We start from the raw sequence: 22,273 nt of genomic DNA, 5'->3' as shown, positions 1-22,273 counted from the left end.
GTGTGTGCATACAATCGATTGCTTGACGACCTACCAGCGCGGTGCAAACTGATCTGCGCCCTGAACGAGACTGACACGATGACAACCGACACAAAACCTGCATCGCTTTTCTCGCCCGTGCTGGTCGTCGGGTGTGTCATCATCATGGTCAGCTTTGCCATTCGGGCGTCTTTCGGGGTTTTCCAGATCCCCATCGCAGAGGAATTCGGGTGGCTGCGCGCGGAATTCTCGCTTGCGATCGCGATCCAGAATTTGGCGTGGGGCATCGGCCAGCCGATTTTCGGTGCGATTGCGGAAAAGATCGGGGACCGCAAAGCCATCATCATGGGCGCGGTCATATATGCGCTAGGTCTCATCCTCTCCGCGGGCTCCGATACGCCAATCGCCCATCAGACATACGCGTGGCTGGTGGGCTTCGGGATCGCGGGGACAGGTTTTGGCGTGATACTGGCGGTGGTGGGGCGTGCGGCATCCGACGACAACCGCTCCATGGCGCTCGCAATCGTGACCGCCGCGGGCAGTGCCGGACAGATTTTTGGCGCACCGGTAGCCGAATGGATGTTGAGCTTTCTGAGCTGGCAAATGGTGTTCACCGTCTTCGCCGTCGTCATTTTGTCGATGATCCTGACGCTGCCTTTTATGCGGTCGCCACAGACCGCCACGCGGACCGAGCTGGAAGAAAGCATGTCCACCATTGTCGGGCGGGCGCTGCGCGATCCCAGCTATACGCTGATTTTCCTCGGCTTTTTCTCGTGTGGCTATCAGCTGGCGTTTATCACCGCACACTTCCCGGCCTTCGTGACAGAGATGTGCGGGCCGATTATGCCGGGCGGCGTTCTGCACAACATCGGCATCACGTCGACATCCGCGTTGGGCGCGGTTGCGATATCGCTGATAGGGGCTGCTAATGTGGGGGGCACGTTGCTGGCGGGCTGGGCGGGTAAGCGATACTCGCGCAAGTACCTCTTGGCCGGCATCTACACGGGCCGGACCATCGTTGCGGCGGTTTTCATCATTCTGCCGATCACGCCGGTTTCGGTTATCGTCTTTTCGATCCTGATGGGGTCGCTTTGGCTGGCGACTGTCCCGCTGACATCGGGTCTGGTCGCGCATATCTACGGGCTGCGGTACATGGGCACGCTTTATGGCATCATCTTTTTCAGCCATCAGCTCGGCAGCTTTATCGGTGTGTGGTTGGGCGGACGGATGTACGACGCCTACGGCAGCTACACCACGGTTTGGTGGATTGGTGTGGCGGTCGGTGCCTTCAGTGCGATTGTCCATCTGCCCGTACGCGAACGGCCCGTCGGACTGCCTGCGTCAGCGTAGCCGTCAGTCCAACTGACCGATGATTGCGTCCGCCACCGCGTTCGGATGCGTATAGGGCAGACCGTGGCCCGCGCCCTTTACAACCGTATGCTGCGCATCACGGTACCATTCTGTCAGATCGCCGATCGTCGTGCGCGGTATCACAGCGTCATCCTCCGCCCAGATGGCAAGCGTAGGAATACCTGCGCGGGCGATGCGCCGGATGTCGCCCTGCGCCGAATGCCGCAGCGCGTGCCGCAGACTTGAACGGATGGCCGGTAGATATCCTTTTGTATCAAGCTGTGCGATCTGCTGGTCGACGATCGCCTGCGGGGCGGCTGCGTCCCGGCGCATCTGGCTGCGAAAGCGGCGCGGATAATCTGCGAGCATCAGCCACCGGCCAAAAAACCGCCAGCGGCGTACCGTTTCCAGAAACCTGTTCTCTACTATCCCTGAAAGAGCAGGTGCGACCATGACAATTGCATCCGTGCGGTCGGGGTGCTGCGCGGCAAAGTTCGCAGCAATGCGCGCGCCCATCGAATATCCCAGCAAAGTCATATGCTGCCGCGCATTTACGTGGTCCAGCAAATGGGTCAATTGCGTCACGAAGAACGCGGTTGTCTGTGCGCCCTCGGGACGCGCCGAATATCCGCGACCGTACAAATCGTAGATCAGGACGCGCGCTCCGGCATCCGCGAGCGATTTGGCGATAGCATGCCACATGAAGGACGGTGTGGTCAGACCATGAACACAAACGACCAAGGGGCCGTTTTCCGGTCCGAGAAACTGAAAATGCGTGGTGCCTGCCGGTAATTCCGCAAACTGCCCAACCGCGCGGCCCCGCAGGCTGTCGTCCATTTCAGGGCGCAGGCGTTCGCGGTAAAACGGCCAGATTACGATGGCAAGGACCAGTGCAAGGCTGACCAGTGCTGTGATCACCGTGTCGCGTTCCAGCGGTCAAGAATATACCGACTGGTCATCAGATCGAGATGTGCACCACCGCCGTTTTTGCACAAGGTGATTTCTGACGGATCATGGCGGACAAATGAATCGAGATCGTAAAAATCTGCCACGATGTCATCACGCTTCAAAGCGCCCGAGGCGAGGGGGATCGCGATTTCGCCAATATGCCCGATGGTGGTCGCGAAACTGTCCAGAAACACACGCGCACGGGACAGGGCGGTGTCATCAACTTCGCGCATGTCAGGGCGATACGCGCCAATCAGATCAATATGCTGGCCCGGCTGCAACCAATCGCCCTTGATTACGGGTTCTGTTGTCATGGTCGCGCTGCCGATGATGTCAGCGTCGCCGACAGCCTGCTGCAGGTCTTTGCTCGCAGTGGTCCGATCCAGACTGTCGGCAAACGCCTGCGACTTGGCGTGGGTCCGGTTCCAGACAAGAAATTGCGCGTCGGCAAAGATTGCCGAGTACGCCGCGTGCAAAGACCGCGCCACAGATCCGGCACCGACCAGAAGGATCGTGCGGCTGTCCGGACGGGCGAGCTTTCGCGCGGCCAAAAGACTGTCGCCCGCAGTTTTCCATTTGGTCACCAAATGAAAGTCGACAATTGCCTCGAGCGTGCCGTCTGTATCGCTGTAAAGACTGACGCCACCGTTGATATTCGGCTTGCCCCGGGCGGTGTTGCCGGGAAAGACCGTCGCAGATTTGACCGCCATGCCCAGACCATCAATCCATGCTGCGCGGCTGAGCAGCGTATCCGGATCGCGGTAGAGAAATGTATCGCCGATCTCGGCCTCCGGAAATTTATGCCCAGCGACAAAGGCGTCGGTCAGCGCCCGCCAGTCCATCAGAGCCTCACCCGCTTCAAAGGGAATGATCGGAATACGGCTCATGCCGCTTCGTCCGCGCGCAACAGTCCTGCCGAGACAAGTCGGTCGGCCCAGCCCTGCGGAGTCTCGAAAAGATGGGTTTGCCATCCCCGCGCGGCCGCAGCCTCAATGTTGTCGCTGCGGTCGTCGGCGAACAAGAGCGCGCCGCCGCTCAGCCCCGAACCCTTTTCGAGCATCCGGTAGATTGCGGGATCGGGTTTGATCACCTTCATGTGGCCGGAGATGAAATCGCGATCGAACTGACGCAAGAACGGATATTTGCGCGCCGCGATATCATAGGTCTGCATCCCGAAATTGGTAAGCGAATATACAGGAATTCCCTTCGATTGAAGGGCGCTCATCAGTCGGACCGAATGGTCGATAGCGGGAGAGGCGATATCGATCCACCGCTCATTCCACAACAGAATTTCGTCGCGGAATTCGGGGTATCGGTCAGCCGCTTCCGCGATAACAACTGCGATATCCTCGCCCATGTCAGACCGGTCGTTGATCGAATGCAAATCGACTGCGTCAAACATGGCAATGCGGCGTTCACGGCCGACTTCCACATCGAAAAAGCGTTCGGGTTGCCACTCGATCAGGACGTTTCCGATATCAAATACTACCGCCTCGGGCGTCATAGTCATCCTTTCCGCAATAGCTTGCGCGTTCAGCTGTCCCTCTGGGCTGCGCGGATTTCGCGCTCCAACGCCTCCAGAAAGCGCGACCGGTCCGCCTTTGTAAAGCCTTTGCCGCCCCCTTGCCGAAAGGGGTCTGCCGCCCGCAGGTCCGTCATCAGATCACGCGTCGCCAGCACATTCCCGATATTTGCGCGGGTCAGGGCTTCGCCGTTGTGTTTGAGAACCCGTGCCCCGGCCTCCACGCATTTTGCCGCCAGAGGTATGTCACCGGTTACGACCACGTCGCCGACCCCTGCGCGATCGGCAATCCACATGTCCGCAACGTCCGGACCATCGGGAACGATAACCGTTTGCACAAGAGGATGCGGCGACGGCCGAAGGCCGCCGTTGGACACGATGAAAAGCTGCAGGCCGTGCCGCGTCGTCACTTTTTCCGCCTCTGCCTTTACCGGACAGGCATCTGCGTCAACGTAAACGGCCGTCATGCGGACCAGAGCGCTTCGGCGTGGAAATTGACGTGGTCTTCCATGAAGGTCGATATGAAGAAATAGCTATGGTCATAGCCCTTTTGCATGCGGAAGATGCCATTTTGGCGACGTTTCACAATCGCGTCGGCCAAGGCTTCGGGCATCAGCAGATCCAGAAACTGATCATCGGTGCCCTGATCGATCAGGATTGGCCCGTCAAATCCGTGCGCGCGCATCAGAAGGGTGCTGTCGTGGGCCGCCCACGTGCTTTCATCACTGCCCAGATAGGCTGTCAGCTGTTTGCGGCCCCAGTCGCTGGCGGTCGGGTGGGCAATCGGGGCGAACGCCGACACCGACTTGAAGCGGCCGGGCAAAGACATGGCAAGCGTCAGCGCGCCATGACCGCCCATCGAATGGCCGGTGATGGCCTGCCTGTCCATATCGAGAGCGAACTCCTTGCCGATCAACGCGGGCAGCTCTTCGGACACATACTGCCACATCTGGAAATGCGGGGCCCATGGGTCCTGTGTCGCATTCACGTAGAACCCTGCTCCCTGACCCAGATCGTAGGCCTCATCGTCTGCAACATCTTCACCGCGGGGGGAGGTGTCGGGAAACACCAGTGCAATTCCCTGCTCCGCCGCCCACGCCTGCGCGCCGGCTTTGACCATCGCGTTCTCGTGGGTACAGGTCAGACCCGAAAGAAACCAAAGAACCGGCACAGGCCCGTCTTTTGCCTCAGCCGGCAGGAAAATCGCGAAGGTCATATCACCCCCTGTAGCGGTCGATGCGTGGGTAACAACGTGCTGGATACCGCCGTGACAGGCGTTGGAGGACTGGATGTTCATTCGAGTTCCTTTCGGGAGCATTTGTATACTTGGGTAGCGATCAAGGCCCAATGCAGCAAGAGGCGAGCGTGTCAGGCGCCCGTCACCCAGGCGATCACCGCGCTGACGGTCAGCACGCTGAGCGCTGTCGACACGAGTATCGCAGCCGATGCGCGGGCGGGCGCCACGTTGTAGTGCTGCGCAAGTATGTAGACATTTCCGGCGACAGGCAGAGCCGCAGCCGCGATGATCACGCCTGCTTTGTAGGGGTCAACATGGAACAGGACGAGCGCGGCAAAGGCCACAAATGCGGGATGAAGCACGAGCTTGCAGAAACTCAGCCATCCCGCGACAGACAAACGCTCCGCCGATTTGGAAGCCAGCGATGCGCCAATCGCGAAGAGCGCGCCGGGGGTCGCGGCCCCGCCGAGGATCGCCAAGAATTCGTTAAGCGGCGCAGGGATCGGTATCTGCAACGCCGACCACATAAGCCCCAATGATATCGCCACGATCATCGGGTTTTTCAAAAGTCCCAATCCCACCACCTTGAGCACCGACAGGTTCATCCGACCGTCACGTGACAGCGTAATCAGGATGACGATCAACGATGAAAATACGATCAGATCGATCGCGAGCGCCAGCATGACCGGTCCGATTGCCTGCGGCCCCAGCAGAAGCGTGAGCATCGGAACCCCGAGAAACCCTACATTTCCGATCACGGCGCATTGCGCTTCGATCGCCGTAATTTCCATGCTGACTCCGCGCAGCAGACACACCAGTGTCGCGATTGCGTAGACGAATGCGGTTCCCCAAAGATAGGCCGCCACCAGCCGGCCATCCCAGACATCCGCCAATGAAAGGTTGGCCGCAAATCGGAATAGCATGGCGGAGAGCGCAAAATAGAACACGAATTTCGTGAGATAGGCCGTTGCCTCGGCAGAGAAGAACCGGCTGCGTCCCGCCCAGTAACCCAGCCCGATCAAAGCGAAAAATGGCAGTGTTTTTAGGAAGATCGCCAGCATGGGCATAGGGATAACCAAGGACATTGATCTGCGCTAGCCCAAAGTGAGCCAGCTGCACGCCATGCAAAGCGATGCAAATGTCGGGTATTTTCGGCTTGGCTCACATCACGTCCGCCCATAGGGTGTGATACCGTGCAAGGAGACAAGATGACCGCCGTAATCCCCGTTCAGGACAACATACATCGTGGCCGCAAGTATGATCAGGTCCTTGAAGGCGCACGACAGGTATTCATGTCCGACGGGTTCGAAGGCGCGAGCGTCGATGATATCGCTCGCGCGGGGGGCGTTTCAAAAGCGACGCTCTACAAATACTTCCCCGATAAGCGGGTGCTTTTCATGGAAGTCGCAAATACCGAATGCCTGCGCCAATCCCGCCATGCGATTGACAGCATCGACATGCAGGCCCCGCCACGCGAAGTGCTTTGCGCCGTCGGAACCCACTTCCTCGGCTTCATCACGAGCCATTTTGGCCAGCAGATTTTCCGGATCTGCGTGGCGGAATCGGACCGGTTTCCCGAGATTGGACAGAACTTCTACAACTCCGGGCCCGCTGTCATGCGCGGCGAAATGGTCGCCTATTTTACCGCGGCCTGCGCGCGCGGCGAACTCAAGATCGATGATTTCGAACTTGCGGCCGACCAATTCGGTGAGCTGTGCAAGGCCGACATCTGGATGCGCCGCCTGTTCGGTATTACGCAATCTACCACTGCCGCCGACATCGATCGGATTGTCGGGAGTGCGGTTGAAACTTTTCTAGCGAGGTACGCTGCATGAAATACGCAACCCTTCCACTTCTGCTGTCTCTTGCGGCCTGCGGAACACCGCTGTCACAAGCGCGCACGGGCGGTGATACGGCCCCCGGCCCTGATACCTGCGGGGCTGCCGCGTATCAAAACCTGATCGGGCAGGACGCGGCGCAAGCGCTGATCGTACCGGAACCAAAGCGCGTTTACGGCCCCGAGGATGCCGTAACGGCCGATTTTCTGGCCAACCGCGTGAACGTTCAGCTCGATAATACAGATACCATCGTGGCCGTCGTCTGCGGCTGATCAGCCTGAGTTCGAACGCCTGTCGATGATACGCACTGCCTTGCCCTGCGAGCGCGGGACGTCGCCGACATTTCCGACATGCACATCGACCGTGACGCCGATGCTTTGCTTGATCCCTTCGACGAGCGCCCGTGCCGCCGTGTCGCGGTCAGTATGCGTGACACCCTTATGCGCGATCTCGGCCACAACGCGCATTTGATCCATCCGGTCGGGGCGGGTCAGCTCAATCTGGAAATGCGGTGACAACGCAGTCTGGCGCATCAGGATCTCTTCAATCTGCGTTGGAAAAACATTGACGCCGCGCAGGATGATCATGTCGTCACTGCGCCCGGTGACCTTTTCCATCCGGCGCATGCTGCGTGCCGTGCCCGCAAGCAGCCGCGTCAGATCGCGGGTGCGGTAGCGAATGATCGGAAACGCTTCCTTGGTCAGTGACGTGAACACCAGCTCACCCATCTCTCCTTCGGCGCAGACCTCCCCGGTTTCGGGATTGATGATTTCAGGGTAAAAGTGATCTTCCCAGATGTGCAAACCATCCTTGGTTTCAACGCATTCCATGGAAACGCCCGGCCCGATGACTTCGGACAATCCGTAAATATCGACGGCGTGCATATCAAAGGCCTGCTCAATTTCCTGACGCATGGCATTCGTCCAGGGTTCCGCGCCAAAAATACCGACCTCGAGCGACGTGTCTCGCGGATCGATACCTTCTGCATGAAACTCGTCCAGCACGGAAAGGGCATAGGACGGCGTGACGGTGATGCCCTTGGGCTTGAAGTCATCGATCAATCGGACCTGTCGCGGTGTCATGCCGCCTGACACGGGCACGGTGATGAGACCCAACGCATCCGCGCCAAGATGAATGCCCAGACCGCCAGTAAAGAGCCCGTAGCCGTAGGCGTTGTGCAACATGTCGCCCGGACGCATCCCACCCGCACGCAGCGACCGCGCCACCACAGCACCCCAATGGTGCAAATCCTGCGCCGTGTATCCTACGACCGTCGGCTGCCCCGTAGTCCCCGACGATGCGTGCACGCGTCGGATCTGGTTGCGCGGTACGGCGAACATTCCGAAGGGATAGTTGTCACGCAGATCCGTTTTCACCGTGAACGGAAATTTTGCCAAATCGCTCAGGTCAACAAGATCATCGGGATGCACGCCAGCGGCGTCAAAGCTGTTCGTGTAGAAAGCGACGTTGTCATAGGCATGGCGCAGAGACCAGCGCAGCCGGTCGATCTGCAACGCTGTGATCTCGTCACGGCTCGCGATTTCGATGGGGTCCAGACTGGCACGGTCCGGTGTTAGGTCTTTCATCAGGGGTCTCCGGGCTCTGGGAAGTGTTGGCCTTTGATGGTGCGTGACAAGCCGCGGAACAGGGCGATTTTGCGATTGTCGGCGCCCGTGACCATAACATCATATGTGCCTGATCGGCCTGACCGTGCAATTTCTACGGCCTCTGCGCACAGACGTTCGTTGACCTGCGCGGGGCTGACATAGGTGATCTGGTTGGTCTGTGCGACAGCCGTGCGGTTGTAGCTGTTGCAGGCAAAGGCGAATGCGCTGTCGGCGAGTGTAAAGATGTATCCGCCGTGACAAATGCCGTGGCCATTGAGCATTTCTGCCGTGACCAACATCGAAAGCGTTGCCGTGCCGGGGCCGATGGCATCCAAATGCATCCGAAGACCCTGCGTGGCCGCATCGTGCTGCATCATCAATTCAGCGCATTTCTCCGCGCGTTCCTGAGGAGTCACGGGAGTGATAAAACGTGTTTCATAATCAAAAATTGATACCCTCTTTTGTAACGCAATCAAGAGTTTTGCGCCTTCGCCCTTGATTTGCGGGCATAACATCGCAAAATTCAAGGTATGAACATTCCCACCATTCCAAGTCAGCCGGGCGGGTCCGGTCCGCAACGCGTGACCGAGCAGGTTGCGTTTCACCGGACCGAGTTGTCGGTCATCTTATCCCTGTACGGTCGTATGGTTGCGGCGGGCGAATGGCGCGACTACGGCATTTCGTGTCTGCGGGATGTCGCCGTTTTCAGTGTTTTTCGGCGCACGGCAGAAATGCCTCTGTACCGGATCGAAAAGCGGCCGAAGCTGCGGGGCAAGCAGGGGATCTACGCCGTGATCGGACTGAACGGACAAGTTCTGAAACGTGGGTCGGATTTGCGTGCGGTTCTCAGAGTGCTGGAGCGTAAATTGATCCGGGCGGTAGATTGATTACAACACGCCAAGCCGTCGGTGCATTGTCACGGGTCCGTCGGTAAGGGCGATCCGGTCAATCGCCTCCTCAAGAGGCTCGAACACCGTAGCCATCGCGTGCGCGTTGGCGTGCAGCAGCGTTTTCGCGTCCCACACCAAGGCAACGTGACCCTTCCAGAACAACAGATCATTGCGCCGATAGCTTTCGTCGTTCAGCATCGCGGAACCGAGTGTGCGTTCCTGCATATCGCTATCGGCCGGACAGGGGAGGCCGCAGGCGACACACGCGCCCTGAACCAGACCTGAGCAATCAATGCCCGCGCGGCTGTTTCCGCCCCACAGATAGGGCGTTCCCAAAAAGAGCGCCGCGACTGCGGCCGGATCTTTCTCGACCTGCGCGAGGGGGGCAAGATGTTGCTCGGGTATATGTCCAAATATCGTGCCTGCGAAACCATTCGCGGTACCCGTAACCGCGACGCGGCATCCGTGGCTCAGCGCCATACGGTCGGCTGATTTAAAGTCAGGGTCTAGGTACGCATGCGTTGCCGCTGCGCTTACTTTGTGGGTCGCCGGAAGGGGGGGCTGCAGATCGATCGTGCGCACGAAACCGCAATACCCGTCGTGCGCGCTTTGGACGTAGGAAAATCCGTCGCTATCGTCCATCACCGTCACCTCTGCGCCCAGCAGAAGCTGGCGGTCGCGGGGTCCACCGGGATGGCGTAGCAGATCGGTTACGGGTTGCACCACACGCGCAGGCTCTGACCGGGTCTGGCGCGTCGGATCAGGTGTCAGCCGCGGGTCACTCATCGGGCAAGGATCTCAGGCAGAGCTGCCAAAAGCGCGCGCGTTGCCTGACCGACGCCCCCCTTTTGGCGAGCCGGCGCCGCGCTCGGTTGCCAGCCGTAGATATCAAAATGGGCGTATTTGCTTTCAGTGACGAAGCGGCGCAGGAACAGGGCCGCTGTGATGCAACCCGCAAAACCGCCCTTTGGCGCATTATCGAGATCGGCAATCCCCGGTTCGATCATAGGCTCATAGGGCGTGTGAAACGGCATCCGCCACACAGGGTCGGCCTGCGCAACGGCCGCCGCCTCCAGCGCTGTGACGAATAGCGGATCGTCGGAGAAGTAGGGCGCAAGGTCAGGGCCTACAGCAACCCGCGCGGCGCCGGTCAGGGTCGCCATCGAAATGATCTGATCGGGTTTTTCTTCGTCTGCATAGGCCAGCGCATCGGCAAGGACCAGTCTGCCTTCGGCATCGGTATTGTTGATCTCGACCGTCAGACCCTTGCGCGATGTGAGGATGTCCTGCGGTCGGAACGCATTACCGGCGACTGCGTTTTCGACGGCGGGGATCAGTACACGCAGCTGCACCTGTGCATTGGTCGCCATGATCATATGAGCCAGACCAAGCACGGCTGCAGCGCCGCCCATGTCTTTCTTCATCAATCCCATCGACGCGCCGGGTTTCAGGTTCAGACCGCCGGTGTCAAAGCACACCCCTTTGCCCACAAGAGTCAATTTCCGCCCGCTGTTACCCCATCGCATGTCGATCAGGCGCGGCGCGCGGTCTGCGGCGCGGCCAACCGTATGGATCATCGGAAAGTTCTTTTCCAGCAGCTCGTCACCAACGATGACCTCGATCGATGCGCCATGTGTTTTGGCCAGGGCGCGCGCCTCGTTCTCGAGATCGGTCGGCCCCATGTCGGATGCCGGCGTATTGATCAACGTGCGCGTCAGCGCTTCGCCGCGTGCGATCGCTTCGACCCGGTCAACATTGACGGACGCGGGTGCAACCAGCCGGGCGGCGATGCCGGTGTTTTTTGCATAGGTGTCGAACGCGTATTGGCTCAGCAGCCAGCCCAGCGTTTCCTGTTCGGCAGTCTCGTCGGGCAATCCATCCGCGATTTTGTACGTGCCCTTGGGGAGGCGCGCCGCTCCTCGGGCAAGCGCGAAGCGGCCCCTCGCACGGCTTGTCGGGGTGCCATATCCGATGACCGCTTCGACATGGTCACTGCCGGGCAATACCAATGCCTGCCCCAGCGCGCCCTTGAAGCCATGCAAGGACATCCAGTCACGATCCTGCTGCGACCGTTCGCTGACCCATGCACCAAAGGCATCTTGTGCCACGATGTGCAGGGGTATGGCGGATGTCGCATCGGGAGCAAAGCTGAGCGTCATGACGGGCCTTTCTATTCTGTGCCGTGCAACGGCAACCTATCCCATACACGCAGCTAAGCAAGCGCACCCTATTGATCGAGATCCTGCGTGTCCCAAATGGCCGAAAGCGATTGATCCCCGATACGCAGCAGACGTGACAATGTTGCGGCCAGCGCGATCTCGTTTTCGTCGTCGATGCAACGCGTGACGTCCGCCGCCACCTGCGCAAGCCGGTACATCCCGATCTGTTCTGCAATCGCGATCAGGGACCGCGCGTTCTTGCGCAGGGTAGGGCGATCCCGCGCCTTGTACAGCCGGTCGCATTGCGCCATCCGCACGGCCAGTTCTTCCATGGCGCGGCAGACCACATCCTCCGCACCCGTTTCCCCCAGTTGCTCGTACAGCGCGCCAAGGCGGCTTTGGTCCACTTTGATCGGCTCGGCCAGCCGCATCTTGAATACTACACCCATGACTCACCCTTCGTTTTGCCCCCACGGCTTACCCGCTTATTCGTGATCAAAGTTTGCAAATGGTTGCTTGCCCACAGCCTTTTCACTCGAATTTCGTTCAAAACCCCGCTATTCGGGCTGAAGCGAAGCAAGGAAATAGCCCCCATGAAAGAAGCAAAGCCGCTGCCGACGTATCTGCTGCAACGTTACCATGGGTGGAAGGCGACCAGCTATGCCGAGAACCAGGCGTGGTACAGAAAATTGGCCAGCGACGGGCAGCATCCTCGCGCGATGGTCATTTCATGCTGCGACAGCCGTGTGCACGTCACCTCGATCTTTGGCGCCGATCAGGGCGAATTCTTCATACACCGCAATATCGCCAATCTGGTGCCGCCGTACCATCCTGACGGGTTGCAGCACGGCACTTCCGCAGCTGTGGAATATGCCGTCAACGTATTGAAAGTCGCGCATCTTATCGTGTTGGGCCATTCGCAGTGCGGGGGCGTTCAGGGATGTCTGAGCATGTGTCAGGGAGAAGCGCCCGAACTCGAGAGCAAGGACAGTTTCGTCGGGCGCTGGATGGACATCTTGCGACCCAAATACGCGCTGGTATCCGATATGACAGACACGACCGAACAGGTACGTGCGCTGGAAAAACACGCGGTGCTTATGTCGCTTGAAAATCTGATGACGTTCCCCTGGCTGGCGCAAAAGGTCACTTCGGGGGAGCTGACACTGCACGGCATGTGGACAGACATCGGCGAAGGCGGATTGGAACACTACGCCCCCGAGACCGACAGCTTCCAGCCCGTTTAAGGATATATAATGGCAGACCTTCTCAGCCTCGCGGGCCAAAACCTGCTGTCTCCCATCATCCTGAGTTTTGTGCTGGGGCTGTTCGCGTCGCTGGCGCGATCGGATCTGACGATACCGGAAGCGGTCGCCAAGGGCATGTCGATCTATCTTCTGTTCGCCATCGGTTTCAAAGGCGGGGCAAGTGTCGCATCTTACGGGCTTGATGCGCGGCTCGGGTTCTCGCTCTTGGCAGGTGTGATCCTGTCGGCACTTCTGCCGCTGATCGCCTTCGGGCTGCTCAAGGTGATGACGGGGATGAGCAGGCTCGATGCCGCCGCCGTGGCCGCGCACTACGGCTCTATTTCCATCGTGACATTTGTGGCTGCGACCTCGGTGCTCGAAGGGCGCGGCATCAGCGCCGAAGGTTACATGGTCGCAGTGGCCGCCGCGATGGAGGCGCCCGCGATCCTGTCGGCACTGTGGCTGATTTCAAAGGGCGGAGAGAGCCCCCGCCAGATGGACAGCGCCTTGATGCGGGAAATCATGCTGAACGGGTCGATTGTACTGTTGATCGGCGCGTTCATGATCGGCTGGGCCACGGGCGAGGACGGGCTGGCCGAGATCAGCAGCTTCATCGTAAACCCCTTCAAAGGTGTATTGTGCCTGTTCTTGCTGGACATGGGGCTCGTTGCGGGGCGGGGGCTGCGCGGTGGAGGCAAGGTGCTGACCCCCGGTGTGCTGGCTTTTGGTGTGCTCATGCCGGTGATCGGCGCAGGCATCGGTCTGGCGACGGGCATGCTCTTGGGGCTCAGTGCGGGCGGCGTGGTTTTGATGATGGTTCTGTCGGCCTCCGCGTCTTATATTGCGGTGCCCGCTGCCATGCGGGTGGCGCTACCCGAGGCCAACCCTTCGCTCTATCTTACGCTGTCGCTGGGGGTGACATTCCCTTTCAATCTCACGCTCGGCATTCCGCTTTACGTAGCGGTCGCCATGGCTGTTACCGGAGGCTGACCCATGCAAACACATCGCGCAAAACGTGTCGAAATCACCATTGAAAACGTCATGCAATCCCGCCTCACCGATGCGCTGAAAGAGGCAGGCGTAACCGGCTACACCGTGTTGCCGGTGCTGGGTGGCTCGGGGCGCTCTGGCGAGTGGAGCCGTTCGGGGCAGGTCAGCCGGGCGCAAGGTATGGTTCAGGTCGTGTGCATTATCCGCCCTGACCGGCTTGATGCGTTGCTCGAGGCAGCCTTTTCGGTCGTCGAACGCCACATCGGTGTAGTCAGCGTCGTCGATTGCGATGTGCTGAGGGCAGAGCGGTTTTAACAGCACCTTAACCACACTCGGAGCAACCTGCACCGATGAGAGAAGAATCGGTGCCTAATCTTGCAGGGACAGACGACCAACCGGAGCCGGTACGGCTTGGCCAGCTGGCGCATGCTCTGGTTCAGACCGCTCGGGTGAGGCGGACACTATCGCAAAAGTCCACCTCAATACCGTCCGCGGGACCTAGGGAAATGGGCGCTCGATCAGGACCTGCCCCTCGGGCCAGCGAATATCCTGTTCGACAGTGATCTGCACATCGGATTGGGCCGAGACGGACAGATCCCACTGCAACACACCCTGCCTGTCATCGACGTTGATCTGGTCGGGACGCGGATCTGCCGTCCAGTCGATTACCAGATCCTCCTGCTCGGAATAGGGGACGCTTTCCATCACCTCGACGTCCCAATTCTCTTTGCCAAGGTTCGTGACATCAAGCCGGACAGCCAGTGACTGCGCATTACTGCGGTTTATGATGCCGCGGTCGCCCGCGTTGCGATCAAGGACGGTCCGTTCCAGCCGAAGGGTTTCGATCGGCCCGAAGGATTTCGTCGCACGCTCGCCTGCAGGAATTTCGGGGAACCAGCTTGCGCCAACCAACGCGCCATCGACAAACACCTGCGCCTGATCAGCCTGCAACAGCGGCTCGTCGGTCGTGTTGACAAATTCAGCCATCATGAATGCGGTGTTGTCGCGGGCGGGAACTCCGCGGGCGAAGACGCGTGCATCGAAAGTCAGCGTGTCCAGCGCCAACCGTGCCGCATCCGCGCCGTGGGCGACCGTGACCTTGCCTTGCGCGACATAGCTGACACCCGGCCCCTCAAAGCTGGCCGAGATGGTTTCTTCGACTGCCACGGGTGCCGCCGCGAAATCGGCGCTCGCCACGCGGGCCTCCATTTGCGCGCTATTCAGGATCGCTTTGCGTTCGGCGGGGTCTTCAATCCGCAACAGTTGGCCATAGACTGTGCCGGGATCGGTCTGGCCCGTCGGGGCAAGGGTCGACAGGGTCAGCGTGACGTCCTGCCAGTTCTCACCACTGTCCTGACGGACGAGCGCGGCACGCTGCAGCGCGACTGTCGGTGTCTCTCCACGCGTCAGAAACAGATCATAGGTCGGACGCCATGACGCATTTGCCAGATAGCGCACGGTTACTTCGACCGTGCCTTCTGTTTCCGCCTGAACCTCCAGCGCCAGCCGTGCATTCGGTTTTCGCGGCGGGGTCAACGCGGCCAGTGCAGCGCGCGCATCGACGAGGTTCTGGGTCAGCGCAGGGCGGCCTTCTTCGATCAGCCGTATCTGGCGCTGCGCCGTCAGGCGCGCTACCTCGGCCGCGCGCGTTTCGTCGGCGATCATTGCACCCACAGCGGCGAGATCCGCGGCCGTCGATGGCAGGGACTGGTTGTTGCCCAACGCTTCGAGAAAATCCAGTTGTGCCTCGGCAGATCGCACACCCAACCGCGCTTCAGCGACATCGTCATCGAGCGCAACAATCGCGGCCTCGGCTGCGTCAATGGCGGCCTTTGCGGCAATGACCGCAGGGCTATCCGTATCGGGTACAGGGGGCAGCGCATCATTGCGTAGCTTTGTGCTTGCCAGCACGGCGCCATCGACAGCGACACGTAAGCGATTGGCATCGACCCACTCAGGCAGATCCGGGAGCACGATCTCATGGCGGCCGGCAGGTAGATCAACTGCCGCGGTGCGGCTCACCTGTGCGATGCCGGGGAAAACGGTGACCGCATCCGGCGCAGAGCGCAGCGTGAAAGTGTCAGCAAGGGCAGAGCAAGGCAGCAGGACAAAACCGAGAACGGCAAGGCGCATGGGATATTCCTTTTCTTTTATGCGCTTAGATTGCCCTGCCTGCGCCAAAAGAAAAAGGGGAGCCTTCTGCCCCCCCTTCGTTCGCCACTCATCTCGGCAAGAATTAGCCCTTCTTGAGAACCTCGCGGCCCAACAACTCCGCGATCTGCACCGCGTTGAGTGCGGCACCTTTGCGCAGGTTGTCCGAAACGCACCACAGGTTCAGGCCGTTGTCGATGGTGCTGTCCTGACGGATGCGGCTGATGAAGGTCGCGAAATCGCCGACACATTCGATCGGCGTGACGTAGCCGCCGTCCTCACGCTTGTCGATGACCATCACACCAGGGGCTTCGCGCAGGATGTCGCGGGCCTCGTTTTCGTCCAGAAAATCTTCGAACTCGATGTTCACTGCCTCGGAGTGTCCGACAAAAACGGGCACGCGCACGCAGGTTGCCGTGACCTTGATCTTGGGATCGACGATCTTTTTCGTCTCCGCGACCATTTTCCATTCTTCTTTGGTTTCACCCGAATCCATGAACACATCGATATGCGGGATCACGTTGAATGCGATCTGCTTGGTGAACTTTGACGGAGGCACGTCCGACGTTGGATTGTAGATCGATTTGGTCTGGTCCCACAGCTCGTCGGCGCCTTCCTTGCCCGCACCGGATACGGATTGGTAAGTGCTGACCACGACACGCTTGATCCGCGCACGGTCGTGCAGCGGCTTGAGCGCGACAACCATCTGCGCAGTCGAACAATTCGGGTTCGCGATGATGTTCTTCTTGGCGTAGTCGTGGATCGCCTGTGGGTTCACTTCGGGCACGATGAGCGGAATTTCCGCGTCATAGCGATAGAGCGAAGAGTTATCGATGACGGTGCATCCGGCAGCCGCCGCTTTGGGCGCATACTTCTTGGTCGCCTCCGAGCCTACGGCAAAAAGCGCCATGTCCCAGCCAGCAAAGTCAAACGTATCAAGGTCTTTCGTCTTGAGTGTCTTGTCGCCAAAGCTGACCTCCGTACCCAGCGACTTGCGGCTGGCAAGTACTGCGATTTCATCCACGGGGAACTGGCGCTCGGCCAGGATATTCAGCATTTCGCGGCCCACATTACCTGTGGCACCAGCGATGACGACGCGATAACCCATCTCGTTTCTCTCCAATATACGTGTTTGATGGTGCGGGCCTGTTATACCGCTTTGACGGGCAAGGAAAGGGGCAGGCGGTCGCGGTTGCCTATCCCCGCGCGGTCATGTCAGGGGCGCGCCCGTTTTGCAGGCATCATTCCTTGGTGGACTTCCACGTGCTGGCCAGCGCCCGCGCGCTTGCGCCCAGCAGAAGCACATCCGCGCCAACGGCGACAAATCGGGCCCCTGCGTCAATGGCATTGCGGGTCATGGTATCATCGGTCGACAGGATGCCGGGCGCTTTGCCCGCCGCGGCAATACGTGACAAAGCGTCCATAATGGCGGTTTGAACGTCGGGATGCAGGCTGTCGCCCATATGGCCCATGTCCGCCGCCAGATCGGCGGGGCCGATGAAAACGCCGTCAATCCCGTCAACGGCAAGAATATCGTCAAGTGCGGCCAGCCCCTTGCGATTCTCGACCTGAACCAAAAGGCAGGTCTGGGCATCTGCGGTCGTTCCGTAATCCGCGACCGTCCCGAACCGCGCCGCCCGCGTCAGCGCATACCCCACACCCCGATCACCATGCGGCGGGTAGGACACATCGCGCACCAGCTGTTGTGCCTGAGCGCCGCTTTCCACCATCGGCACCAGAACGGTTTGCGCGCCTGCGTCCAGCACCTGCTTGAGAATGTAGGTTTCGCCAATGGGTACGCGTACGACGGGGTGGCTATCGCTCGCCGCGAGCACCTGCAGCTGCGCGAGAATGGACCGCAGATCGTTCGGAGCGTGTTCGCCGTCGATCACGAGCCAGTCAAAACCCGCCTGTCCCATCAGCTCCGCCGAAAACGTGTCGGCAAGGCCCAGCCAGCATCCGAAAACGGTCTGCCCTTCGGCGAGGGCTTTCTTGAAGGTATTGATCGCAGCGGGCATGGCATAGTCCTCGGTTCGGGTCGCCACAGACTAGCGTCCTGTGGCACAGGATGACCAGCGCCGAAACAGCGCAATGCCACTTACATGACCTTGATCACATCCTTGTCGATCGCCAGCATATAGCCGCGCCGCGCGATATTTTTCACCAGAAGCTCGCTGACCATCTGGTTGCCGAGCGTATCGCGGAGCCGCTTGATGCGCGTGGCCCCCGCGGCTTCTTCGCAATCGCTCGAGGCGCGTCCGGAAATCATACCTTCGATTTCGGCACCCGATAGCACGTCGTCATCCATCCGCGCCTCGGCAAGTACCGAAAGTGTTTCCATCGCGGCATCTGTCAATTTGAACCCGAGATTGTTGAGATAGACCTTGTTCTCTTCGCGGCTGATCAAAAGCGAGCTGACCTGGATCCCCGTGCGTTCAATCTGCGCCATGCGGCGGTTGAAGCTGATGAGCATCACCAAGAAAACCACAGACGCAATCAGCAAGGCAGAGGCAAAGACGAGAAGAACCGAAATCAAGACCCGGTAGCCCGAGAGCGTATCGGAAAATGCGGTGCCGGATTGCGCGAGGATCTCCAGCAGCTTTATTTCGGCGGCACTGGTCAGGTCATCGTTTTCTATAAAAATGCGTTCGACACGTTCGTTGAATACATTGGCATCGGGCAATGCCCAGAACAGGACCGCCGCACCAATCAGCAACAGTGCGACAATCGCACTGATCCCGACGATGACAAAACGGGCACCGGATTTGCGCACATCAGAAGCGGAGGAAGTTTGATCCTGCACTGTCTTTCCTACTTTCCAGACCGTCAGGCCCAAAGACCGAAACGATGTTCAACAATGTCCAACCCGCGCCGGACAAGCGCCCGGCCAATTCGGATTTAGCCGACCGTTTGTCACAAGCGCCCCTGATTTCGGCCACACCGTAGTGCAGGCGCAGGGGATCGTCCTGTTTGGCCTTATAATCGGCATAGCAATCGGCGGCCATGGCAGGGCTGCCCATGCTTAACGCGGCAACCGCGCACAAGGAAAGAAGTGCATTTTTCATAGAGCCGAACATGCGCCGGGACGCGGTGATATTCAATATCGATCGGGGTTTCTGCAGTCCGTTATCGGATAACAGGGCGCTGTTATTGCCTGTCCGGGCAGGCTGGCCCGATGTTGATCCCATGCCGTGACACCACGATGTCGCACCCCCAAAGGTAAAGGATCACGCCAATGTTCAAGTTACATGCCAACAGGTTCACCATGACGCTCGTCGCCGCCGCAATAGCGATCTCCGGTTTCAGCGCAATGCCTGCCTACGCGGATGACGACCGTGCCGCGCGCGCAATCGCGACGATCCTTGGATTGGCAGTGGTGGGCAAGATCATTCACGACAAGAACAAGAAAGACAAAAAGCGCGACAAAGCCCGCAAGCAGGTGAAGAAGAACCACGTGCATAAAGGAAACCGGCACCATCACGACGGCTATGCGCACAGCCATGACAACGGGCGATTCGAACACCGCCACCGGACAAACAAGGTCGAACCGCGGCCAATTCCGAAGCGCGTCGATCGCAAACTTCTGCCACGCAAATGCTTCCGCAGCTACGACACCCGTCAGGGGCAGTATCTGATGTTCGGTCGTCGTTGCCTCGAGCGGAATTACCGCCACGCAGATCGCTTGCCTCAGAACTGCGGCCAGACGCTGCGCACCTTTGACGGCAACCGCCGCGGGTATGACGCGCGCTGCTTGCGCCGCAACGGATACAGCCTCGCACGGGGCTAACCGAATTGGCGCCATGCGGGAGTATCACATCCTGACGGCGCCATGATCCCCGGGGCATGTCCCTGCCACGGGGATCGCAAGGGGAGAGAGGAGATGTTCGGGCATCTCCTCTCTTTCTTTATGCTCTTGCCATAAGGGCACAGATCGGTTTTCCCAAAACCTATGGAACCTGATTATTCATTCGAATTGGCCGCCAAGGCGCGGGGCTACGCCCGAATCGCCGGGATCGACGAAGTGGGACGCGGGCCATTGGCCGGTCCGGTCACCGCTGCCGCAGTTGTCCTGGACCCGAACCGCATTCCCGAAGGGCTTAACGACAGCAAGAAGCTGACAAGAAAACGGCGCGAAGCGCTCTACGATCAGATCATGGATGCGGCAGACGTCAGCATCGCGCACGCATCAGTGGCCGAAATCGAAGAGCACAACATCCTGCGCGCCAGTCATATCGCGATGGTGAGAGCCGTCGAAGGGCTCGAGACACCACCCGACTATTGTCTGATCGACGGAAATATGGTCCCGCGCGGTTTAACGCTCCCTTCGGAAACAATCATCGGAGGCGACGGGCGTTCTGTTTCCATTTCGGCGGCTTCAATTATGGCTAAAATATGTCGGGATTATGTCATGTTGTCATTGGCGCAACAGCACCCCGGCTACGGCTGGGAAACCAACATGGGTTATGGATCGAAAAGCCACATGTCTGCGCTGCAAGAATTGGGCGTAACCCCACACCATAGACGTACTTTCAAACCCGTACACAATATCTTGTGGCAAGATTAATTCTTAAACTTTTGATTCAAAAAAGAAATTGACCCGGATTCACTGCTCGCCCATCCTTGAAGGCAACCAATGAGTGCAAAAAATGCACCGTGGACAGAGGCAGAGATATGACGAGCAAAACGACGGAAGCGGCAGCGCTTCCCCTAAACACGATCCTTGGCGGTGACTGTATCGAGGCGATGAACGCGCTTCCCGAGGCGAGCGTGGATTTGATCTTCGCGGACCCCCCTTACAACCTGCAACTGCGTGGCGATTTGCACCGCCCCGACAATTCTAAAGTCGATGCGGTAGACGACCACTGGGACCAGTTTTCCAGCTTTCAGGCATACGATGATTTCAGCCGTGCGTGGCTGAAGGCCGCGCGTCGACTGCTCAAGCCAAACGGCGCTATCTGGGTGATCGGCAGCTACCACAACATTTTCCGCGTCGGCGCGGCCTTGCAGGATCAGGGCTATTGGATCCTGAACGATGTCGTCTGGCGTAAATCGAACCCGATGCCCAATTTCCGCGGCAAGCGCTTTACCAATGCCCATGAAACAATGATCTGGGCAGGCAAGGACGAGAACGCGAAATACACCTTCAACTACGAAGCGCTGAAGGCTTTGAACGAGGGCATCCAGATGCGCAGCGACTGGGTTCTTCCCATTTGCAACGGTCACGAGCGGCTCAAGGATGAAAACGGCGAAAAGGCCCATCCGACCCAAAAGCCGGAAAGCCTGCTGCACCGTATTCTCGTAGGCTCCACCAATCCCGGTGATGTCGTGCTCGACCCGTTTTTCGGCACCGGAACCACGGGCGCGGTGGCCAAGATGCTTGGCCGTGATTTCATCGGTATCGAGCGCGAGAAGGCGTACCGCAAGGTTGCCGCCAAACGGATCGAGGCAGTGCGCAGGTTCGACGCCGATGCGCTGCAGACGACAACATCCAAACGCGCGGAGCCGCGGGTGCCTTTCGGTCAATTGGTCGAGCGCGGCATGCTGCGCCCGGGAGAACAACTCTACTCCATCAATGGTCGCCACAAGGCCAAAGTACGCGCCGACGGCACACTCATCGGCAGCGACATCAAAGGATCAATCCATCAGGTCGGTGCGGCGTATGAAAATGCGCCCAGCTGTAACGGCTGGACCTATTGGTGCTACAAGAAAGAAGGCAAACGCGTTCCCATAGATGTCCTGCGACAACAGATCAGGGCCGAAATGCGCGCCTGATCTACCCACCCCATTCGAACACCGCCAGTGTCACTGCGCCCTCAACAGAGGATGCGCATTGATGACACTCACCTTGGCCCCGCCTTTATGGCGGGGCTTTTTTTGTTCAACGCACGCGGTCTAGTTCATGCCGGCGCGCCGCCGGCCACCACTGCCCAAGGCCTCCGCGACATAGCGGGCGCCGAATTCCGACTTGTTGACCACATAGAGCACACCGGCCGATGCGGCCTTTTCCCACATGAACGGCGTCGGAAAATCGCTGACCATGATGACCGGAATACGGCCCAACGCGGGGTCGGAGGCCAGCTCCAAAGCAAAGTTCGCGCCGATCCCGTCAGGCAGATTATTGTCGAGCAGGATCAGAGACACGCCGCCCCGCTTCAGCGCTGTGCGGGCCGATTCGAGGGTTGAGGCCACCTCGACACGGATATGGCCATAATTGCGCGTCATGACCCGCGTCATCATCTGCTGGTCAAATTGACTGTCTTCGATAATGAGACAGGTCTGGCCCCGATGTCGGGCCGCCGCTACGACGTTTTGCTGCATACGTTATCCTCACGCGGTCTGTGGCGTGAGGAGGTATCGC

27 protein-coding genes are annotated in these 22,273 nt (G+C 59.3%); 10 read left to right on the top strand and 17 right to left on the bottom strand.

All coding sequences use genetic code 11. The features are described from left to right. Window positions 1-78: 78 nt before the first annotated feature. Window positions 79-1,329, top strand: a complete 1,251-nt coding sequence (locus K3756_RS16765) for an MFS transporter (RefSeq protein ID WP_259989376.1) — start codon at window positions 79-81, stop codon at window positions 1,327-1,329. A gap of 3 nt (window positions 1,330-1,332) precedes the next feature. On the opposite strand, the gene K3756_RS16760 is transcribed toward K3756_RS16765, so the two are convergent. From K3756_RS16760 to K3756_RS16735, 6 genes are all read right to left on the bottom strand, one after another. Next, a complete protein-coding gene (locus tag K3756_RS16760; protein WP_259989374.1) occupies window positions 1,333-2,247 on the bottom strand; it encodes an alpha/beta fold hydrolase in 915 nt (304 codons plus the stop codon). Beyond that, complete coding sequence (locus K3756_RS16755) at window positions 2,244-3,164, bottom strand: ornithine cyclodeaminase family protein (RefSeq protein WP_259989372.1); 921 nt, start codon at window positions 3,162-3,164, stop codon at window positions 2,244-2,246. Before K3756_RS16755 ends, K3756_RS16760 begins: the two co-directional genes overlap by 4 nt. Continuing rightward, window positions 3,161-3,781: an HAD family phosphatase gene (locus K3756_RS16750; RefSeq protein WP_259993593.1), complete on the bottom strand. Its 621-nt coding sequence runs from the start codon at window positions 3,779-3,781 to the stop codon at window positions 3,161-3,163. The genes K3756_RS16755 and K3756_RS16750 overlap by 4 nt, the downstream gene beginning before the upstream one ends. Window positions 3,782-3,810: 29 nt before the next feature. Beyond that, on the bottom strand, window positions 3,811-4,266 hold the full coding sequence (locus tag K3756_RS16745) for a YaiI/YqxD family protein (protein ID WP_259989370.1): 456 nt from the start codon (window positions 4,264-4,266) through the stop codon (window positions 3,811-3,813). Beyond that, window positions 4,263-5,096 (bottom strand): S-formylglutathione hydrolase, encoded by an 834-nt coding sequence (fghA, locus tag K3756_RS16740; RefSeq protein WP_259989368.1) that lies wholly within the window; start codon window positions 5,094-5,096, stop codon window positions 4,263-4,265. The genes K3756_RS16745 and fghA overlap by 4 nt, the downstream gene beginning before the upstream one ends. A 71-nt stretch (window positions 5,097-5,167) precedes the next feature. Then, complete coding sequence (locus tag K3756_RS16735; RefSeq protein ID WP_259993592.1) at window positions 5,168-6,097, bottom strand: AEC family transporter; 930 nt, start codon at window positions 6,095-6,097, stop codon at window positions 5,168-5,170. 147 nt (window positions 6,098-6,244) lie between these two features. On the opposite strand from K3756_RS16735, the gene K3756_RS16730 reads away from it, so the two are divergent. Further along, window positions 6,245-6,871 carry a TetR/AcrR family transcriptional regulator gene (locus K3756_RS16730; protein WP_259989366.1) on the top strand — a complete coding sequence of 209 codons (627 nt, stop codon included), beginning with the start codon at window positions 6,245-6,247 and terminating at the stop codon, window positions 6,869-6,871. After that, window positions 6,868-7,146, top strand: a complete 279-nt coding sequence (locus K3756_RS16725; protein WP_259989364.1) for an I78 family peptidase inhibitor — start codon at window positions 6,868-6,870, stop codon at window positions 7,144-7,146. The genes K3756_RS16730 and K3756_RS16725 overlap by 4 nt, the downstream gene beginning before the upstream one ends. Here K3756_RS16725 and paaK read toward each other — a convergent pair whose 3' ends face one another. After that, entirely contained in the window at window positions 7,147-8,460 is a 1,314-nt protein-coding gene (gene paaK / locus K3756_RS16720) for a phenylacetate--CoA ligase PaaK (RefSeq protein WP_259989362.1), read from the bottom strand. Beyond that, window positions 8,460-8,897, bottom strand: a complete 438-nt coding sequence (paaI, locus tag K3756_RS16715) for a hydroxyphenylacetyl-CoA thioesterase PaaI (RefSeq protein WP_259989360.1) — start codon at window positions 8,895-8,897, stop codon at window positions 8,460-8,462. The genes paaK and paaI overlap by 1 nt, the downstream gene beginning before the upstream one ends. A 114-nt stretch (window positions 8,898-9,011) precedes the next feature. Here paaI and K3756_RS16710 point away from each other — a divergent pair, with 114 nt between their 5' ends. Next, window positions 9,012-9,368 (top strand): DUF2794 domain-containing protein, encoded by a 357-nt coding sequence (locus K3756_RS16710; protein ID WP_259989357.1) that lies wholly within the window; start codon window positions 9,012-9,014, stop codon window positions 9,366-9,368. Here the strand turns inward: K3756_RS16710 and K3756_RS16705 are convergent, their stop codons facing one another. The 3 genes from K3756_RS16705 to K3756_RS16695 all read right to left on the bottom strand — a co-directional run bounded on the left by K3756_RS16705 (window position 9,369) and on the right by K3756_RS16695 (window position 11,979). After that, window positions 9,369-10,157: an NlpC/P60 family protein gene (locus tag K3756_RS16705; protein ID WP_259989354.1), complete on the bottom strand. Its 789-nt coding sequence runs from the start codon at window positions 10,155-10,157 to the stop codon at window positions 9,369-9,371. Beyond that, window positions 10,154-11,530 carry a M17 family metallopeptidase gene (locus K3756_RS16700; protein WP_259989353.1) on the bottom strand — a complete coding sequence of 459 codons (1,377 nt, stop codon included), beginning with the start codon at window positions 11,528-11,530 and terminating at the stop codon, window positions 10,154-10,156. Before K3756_RS16700 ends, K3756_RS16705 begins: the two co-directional genes overlap by 4 nt. A 68-nt stretch (window positions 11,531-11,598) precedes the next feature. Further along, a complete protein-coding gene (locus K3756_RS16695) occupies window positions 11,599-11,979 on the bottom strand; it encodes a hypothetical protein (protein WP_259989351.1) in 381 nt (126 codons plus the stop codon). 144 nt (window positions 11,980-12,123) lie between these two features. Between K3756_RS16695 and K3756_RS16690 the strand changes: the two genes are divergently transcribed. From K3756_RS16690 to K3756_RS16680, 3 genes are read left to right on the top strand one after another with little or no spacing between them, the layout of a single operon-like run. Then, window positions 12,124-12,774: a carbonic anhydrase gene (locus K3756_RS16690; RefSeq protein WP_259989349.1), complete on the top strand. Its 651-nt coding sequence runs from the start codon at window positions 12,124-12,126 to the stop codon at window positions 12,772-12,774. Between the two features lie 9 nt (window positions 12,775-12,783). Then, window positions 12,784-13,764, top strand: a complete 981-nt coding sequence (locus tag K3756_RS16685; protein ID WP_259989347.1) for a sodium-dependent bicarbonate transport family permease — start codon at window positions 12,784-12,786, stop codon at window positions 13,762-13,764. A 3-nt stretch (window positions 13,765-13,767) separates the two neighbouring features. Next, window positions 13,768-14,079 (top strand): P-II family nitrogen regulator, encoded by a 312-nt coding sequence (locus K3756_RS16680; protein ID WP_259989345.1) that lies wholly within the window; start codon window positions 13,768-13,770, stop codon window positions 14,077-14,079. A gap of 183 nt (window positions 14,080-14,262) precedes the next feature. Here the strand turns inward: K3756_RS16680 and K3756_RS16675 are convergent, their stop codons facing one another. The 5 genes from K3756_RS16675 to K3756_RS16655 form a co-directional block, all read right to left on the bottom strand. Next, a complete protein-coding gene (locus K3756_RS16675) occupies window positions 14,263-15,897 on the bottom strand; it encodes a DUF4139 domain-containing protein (RefSeq protein ID WP_259989343.1) in 1,635 nt (544 codons plus the stop codon). 103 nt (window positions 15,898-16,000) lie between these two features. Then, the gene (locus tag K3756_RS16670; RefSeq protein ID WP_259989341.1) at window positions 16,001-17,023 is read right to left on the bottom strand and encodes an aspartate-semialdehyde dehydrogenase; all 1,023 of its coding nucleotides are present in this window, start codon (window positions 17,021-17,023) and stop codon (window positions 16,001-16,003) included. Between the two features lie 133 nt (window positions 17,024-17,156). After that, window positions 17,157-17,933 (bottom strand): HpcH/HpaI aldolase/citrate lyase family protein, encoded by a 777-nt coding sequence (locus tag K3756_RS16665; protein WP_259993591.1) that lies wholly within the window; start codon window positions 17,931-17,933, stop codon window positions 17,157-17,159. 80 nt (window positions 17,934-18,013) lie between these two features. After that, entirely contained in the window at window positions 18,014-18,688 is a 675-nt protein-coding gene (locus K3756_RS16660) for a transcriptional regulator (RefSeq protein ID WP_409202445.1), read from the bottom strand. A gap of 1 nt (window position 18,689) precedes the next feature. After that, window positions 18,690-18,980 (bottom strand): hypothetical protein, encoded by a 291-nt coding sequence (locus K3756_RS16655; RefSeq protein ID WP_259993590.1) that lies wholly within the window; start codon window positions 18,978-18,980, stop codon window positions 18,690-18,692. A 170-nt stretch (window positions 18,981-19,150) separates the two neighbouring features. On the opposite strand from K3756_RS16655, the gene K3756_RS16650 reads away from it, so the two are divergent. The 3 genes from K3756_RS16650 (at window position 19,151) to K3756_RS16640 (ending at window position 21,687) form a co-directional block, all read left to right on the top strand. Then, window positions 19,151-19,702, top strand: coding sequence for a hypothetical protein (locus K3756_RS16650; protein WP_259989338.1), 552 nt, complete (start codon window positions 19,151-19,153; stop codon window positions 19,700-19,702). A 162-nt stretch (window positions 19,703-19,864) separates the two neighbouring features. Continuing rightward, a complete protein-coding gene (locus K3756_RS16645) occupies window positions 19,865-20,479 on the top strand; it encodes a ribonuclease HII (RefSeq protein ID WP_259989336.1) in 615 nt (204 codons plus the stop codon). A 107-nt stretch (window positions 20,480-20,586) separates the two neighbouring features. Continuing rightward, a complete protein-coding gene (locus K3756_RS16640; protein WP_259989334.1) occupies window positions 20,587-21,687 on the top strand; it encodes a site-specific DNA-methyltransferase in 1,101 nt (366 codons plus the stop codon). A gap of 120 nt (window positions 21,688-21,807) precedes the next feature. On the opposite strand, the gene K3756_RS16635 is transcribed toward K3756_RS16640, so the two are convergent. Further along, entirely contained in the window at window positions 21,808-22,233 is a 426-nt protein-coding gene (locus tag K3756_RS16635) for a response regulator (protein ID WP_259989333.1), read from the bottom strand. Between the last annotated feature and the right edge of the window lie 40 nt (window positions 22,234-22,273).

Origin of the sequence: Sulfitobacter sp. S190 (genome assembly GCF_025141935.1) — a bacterium.
GTDB lineage: Bacteria > Pseudomonadota > Alphaproteobacteria > Rhodobacterales > Rhodobacteraceae > Sulfitobacter.
This window is presented reverse-complemented; position numbering and strand designations above follow the sequence as displayed.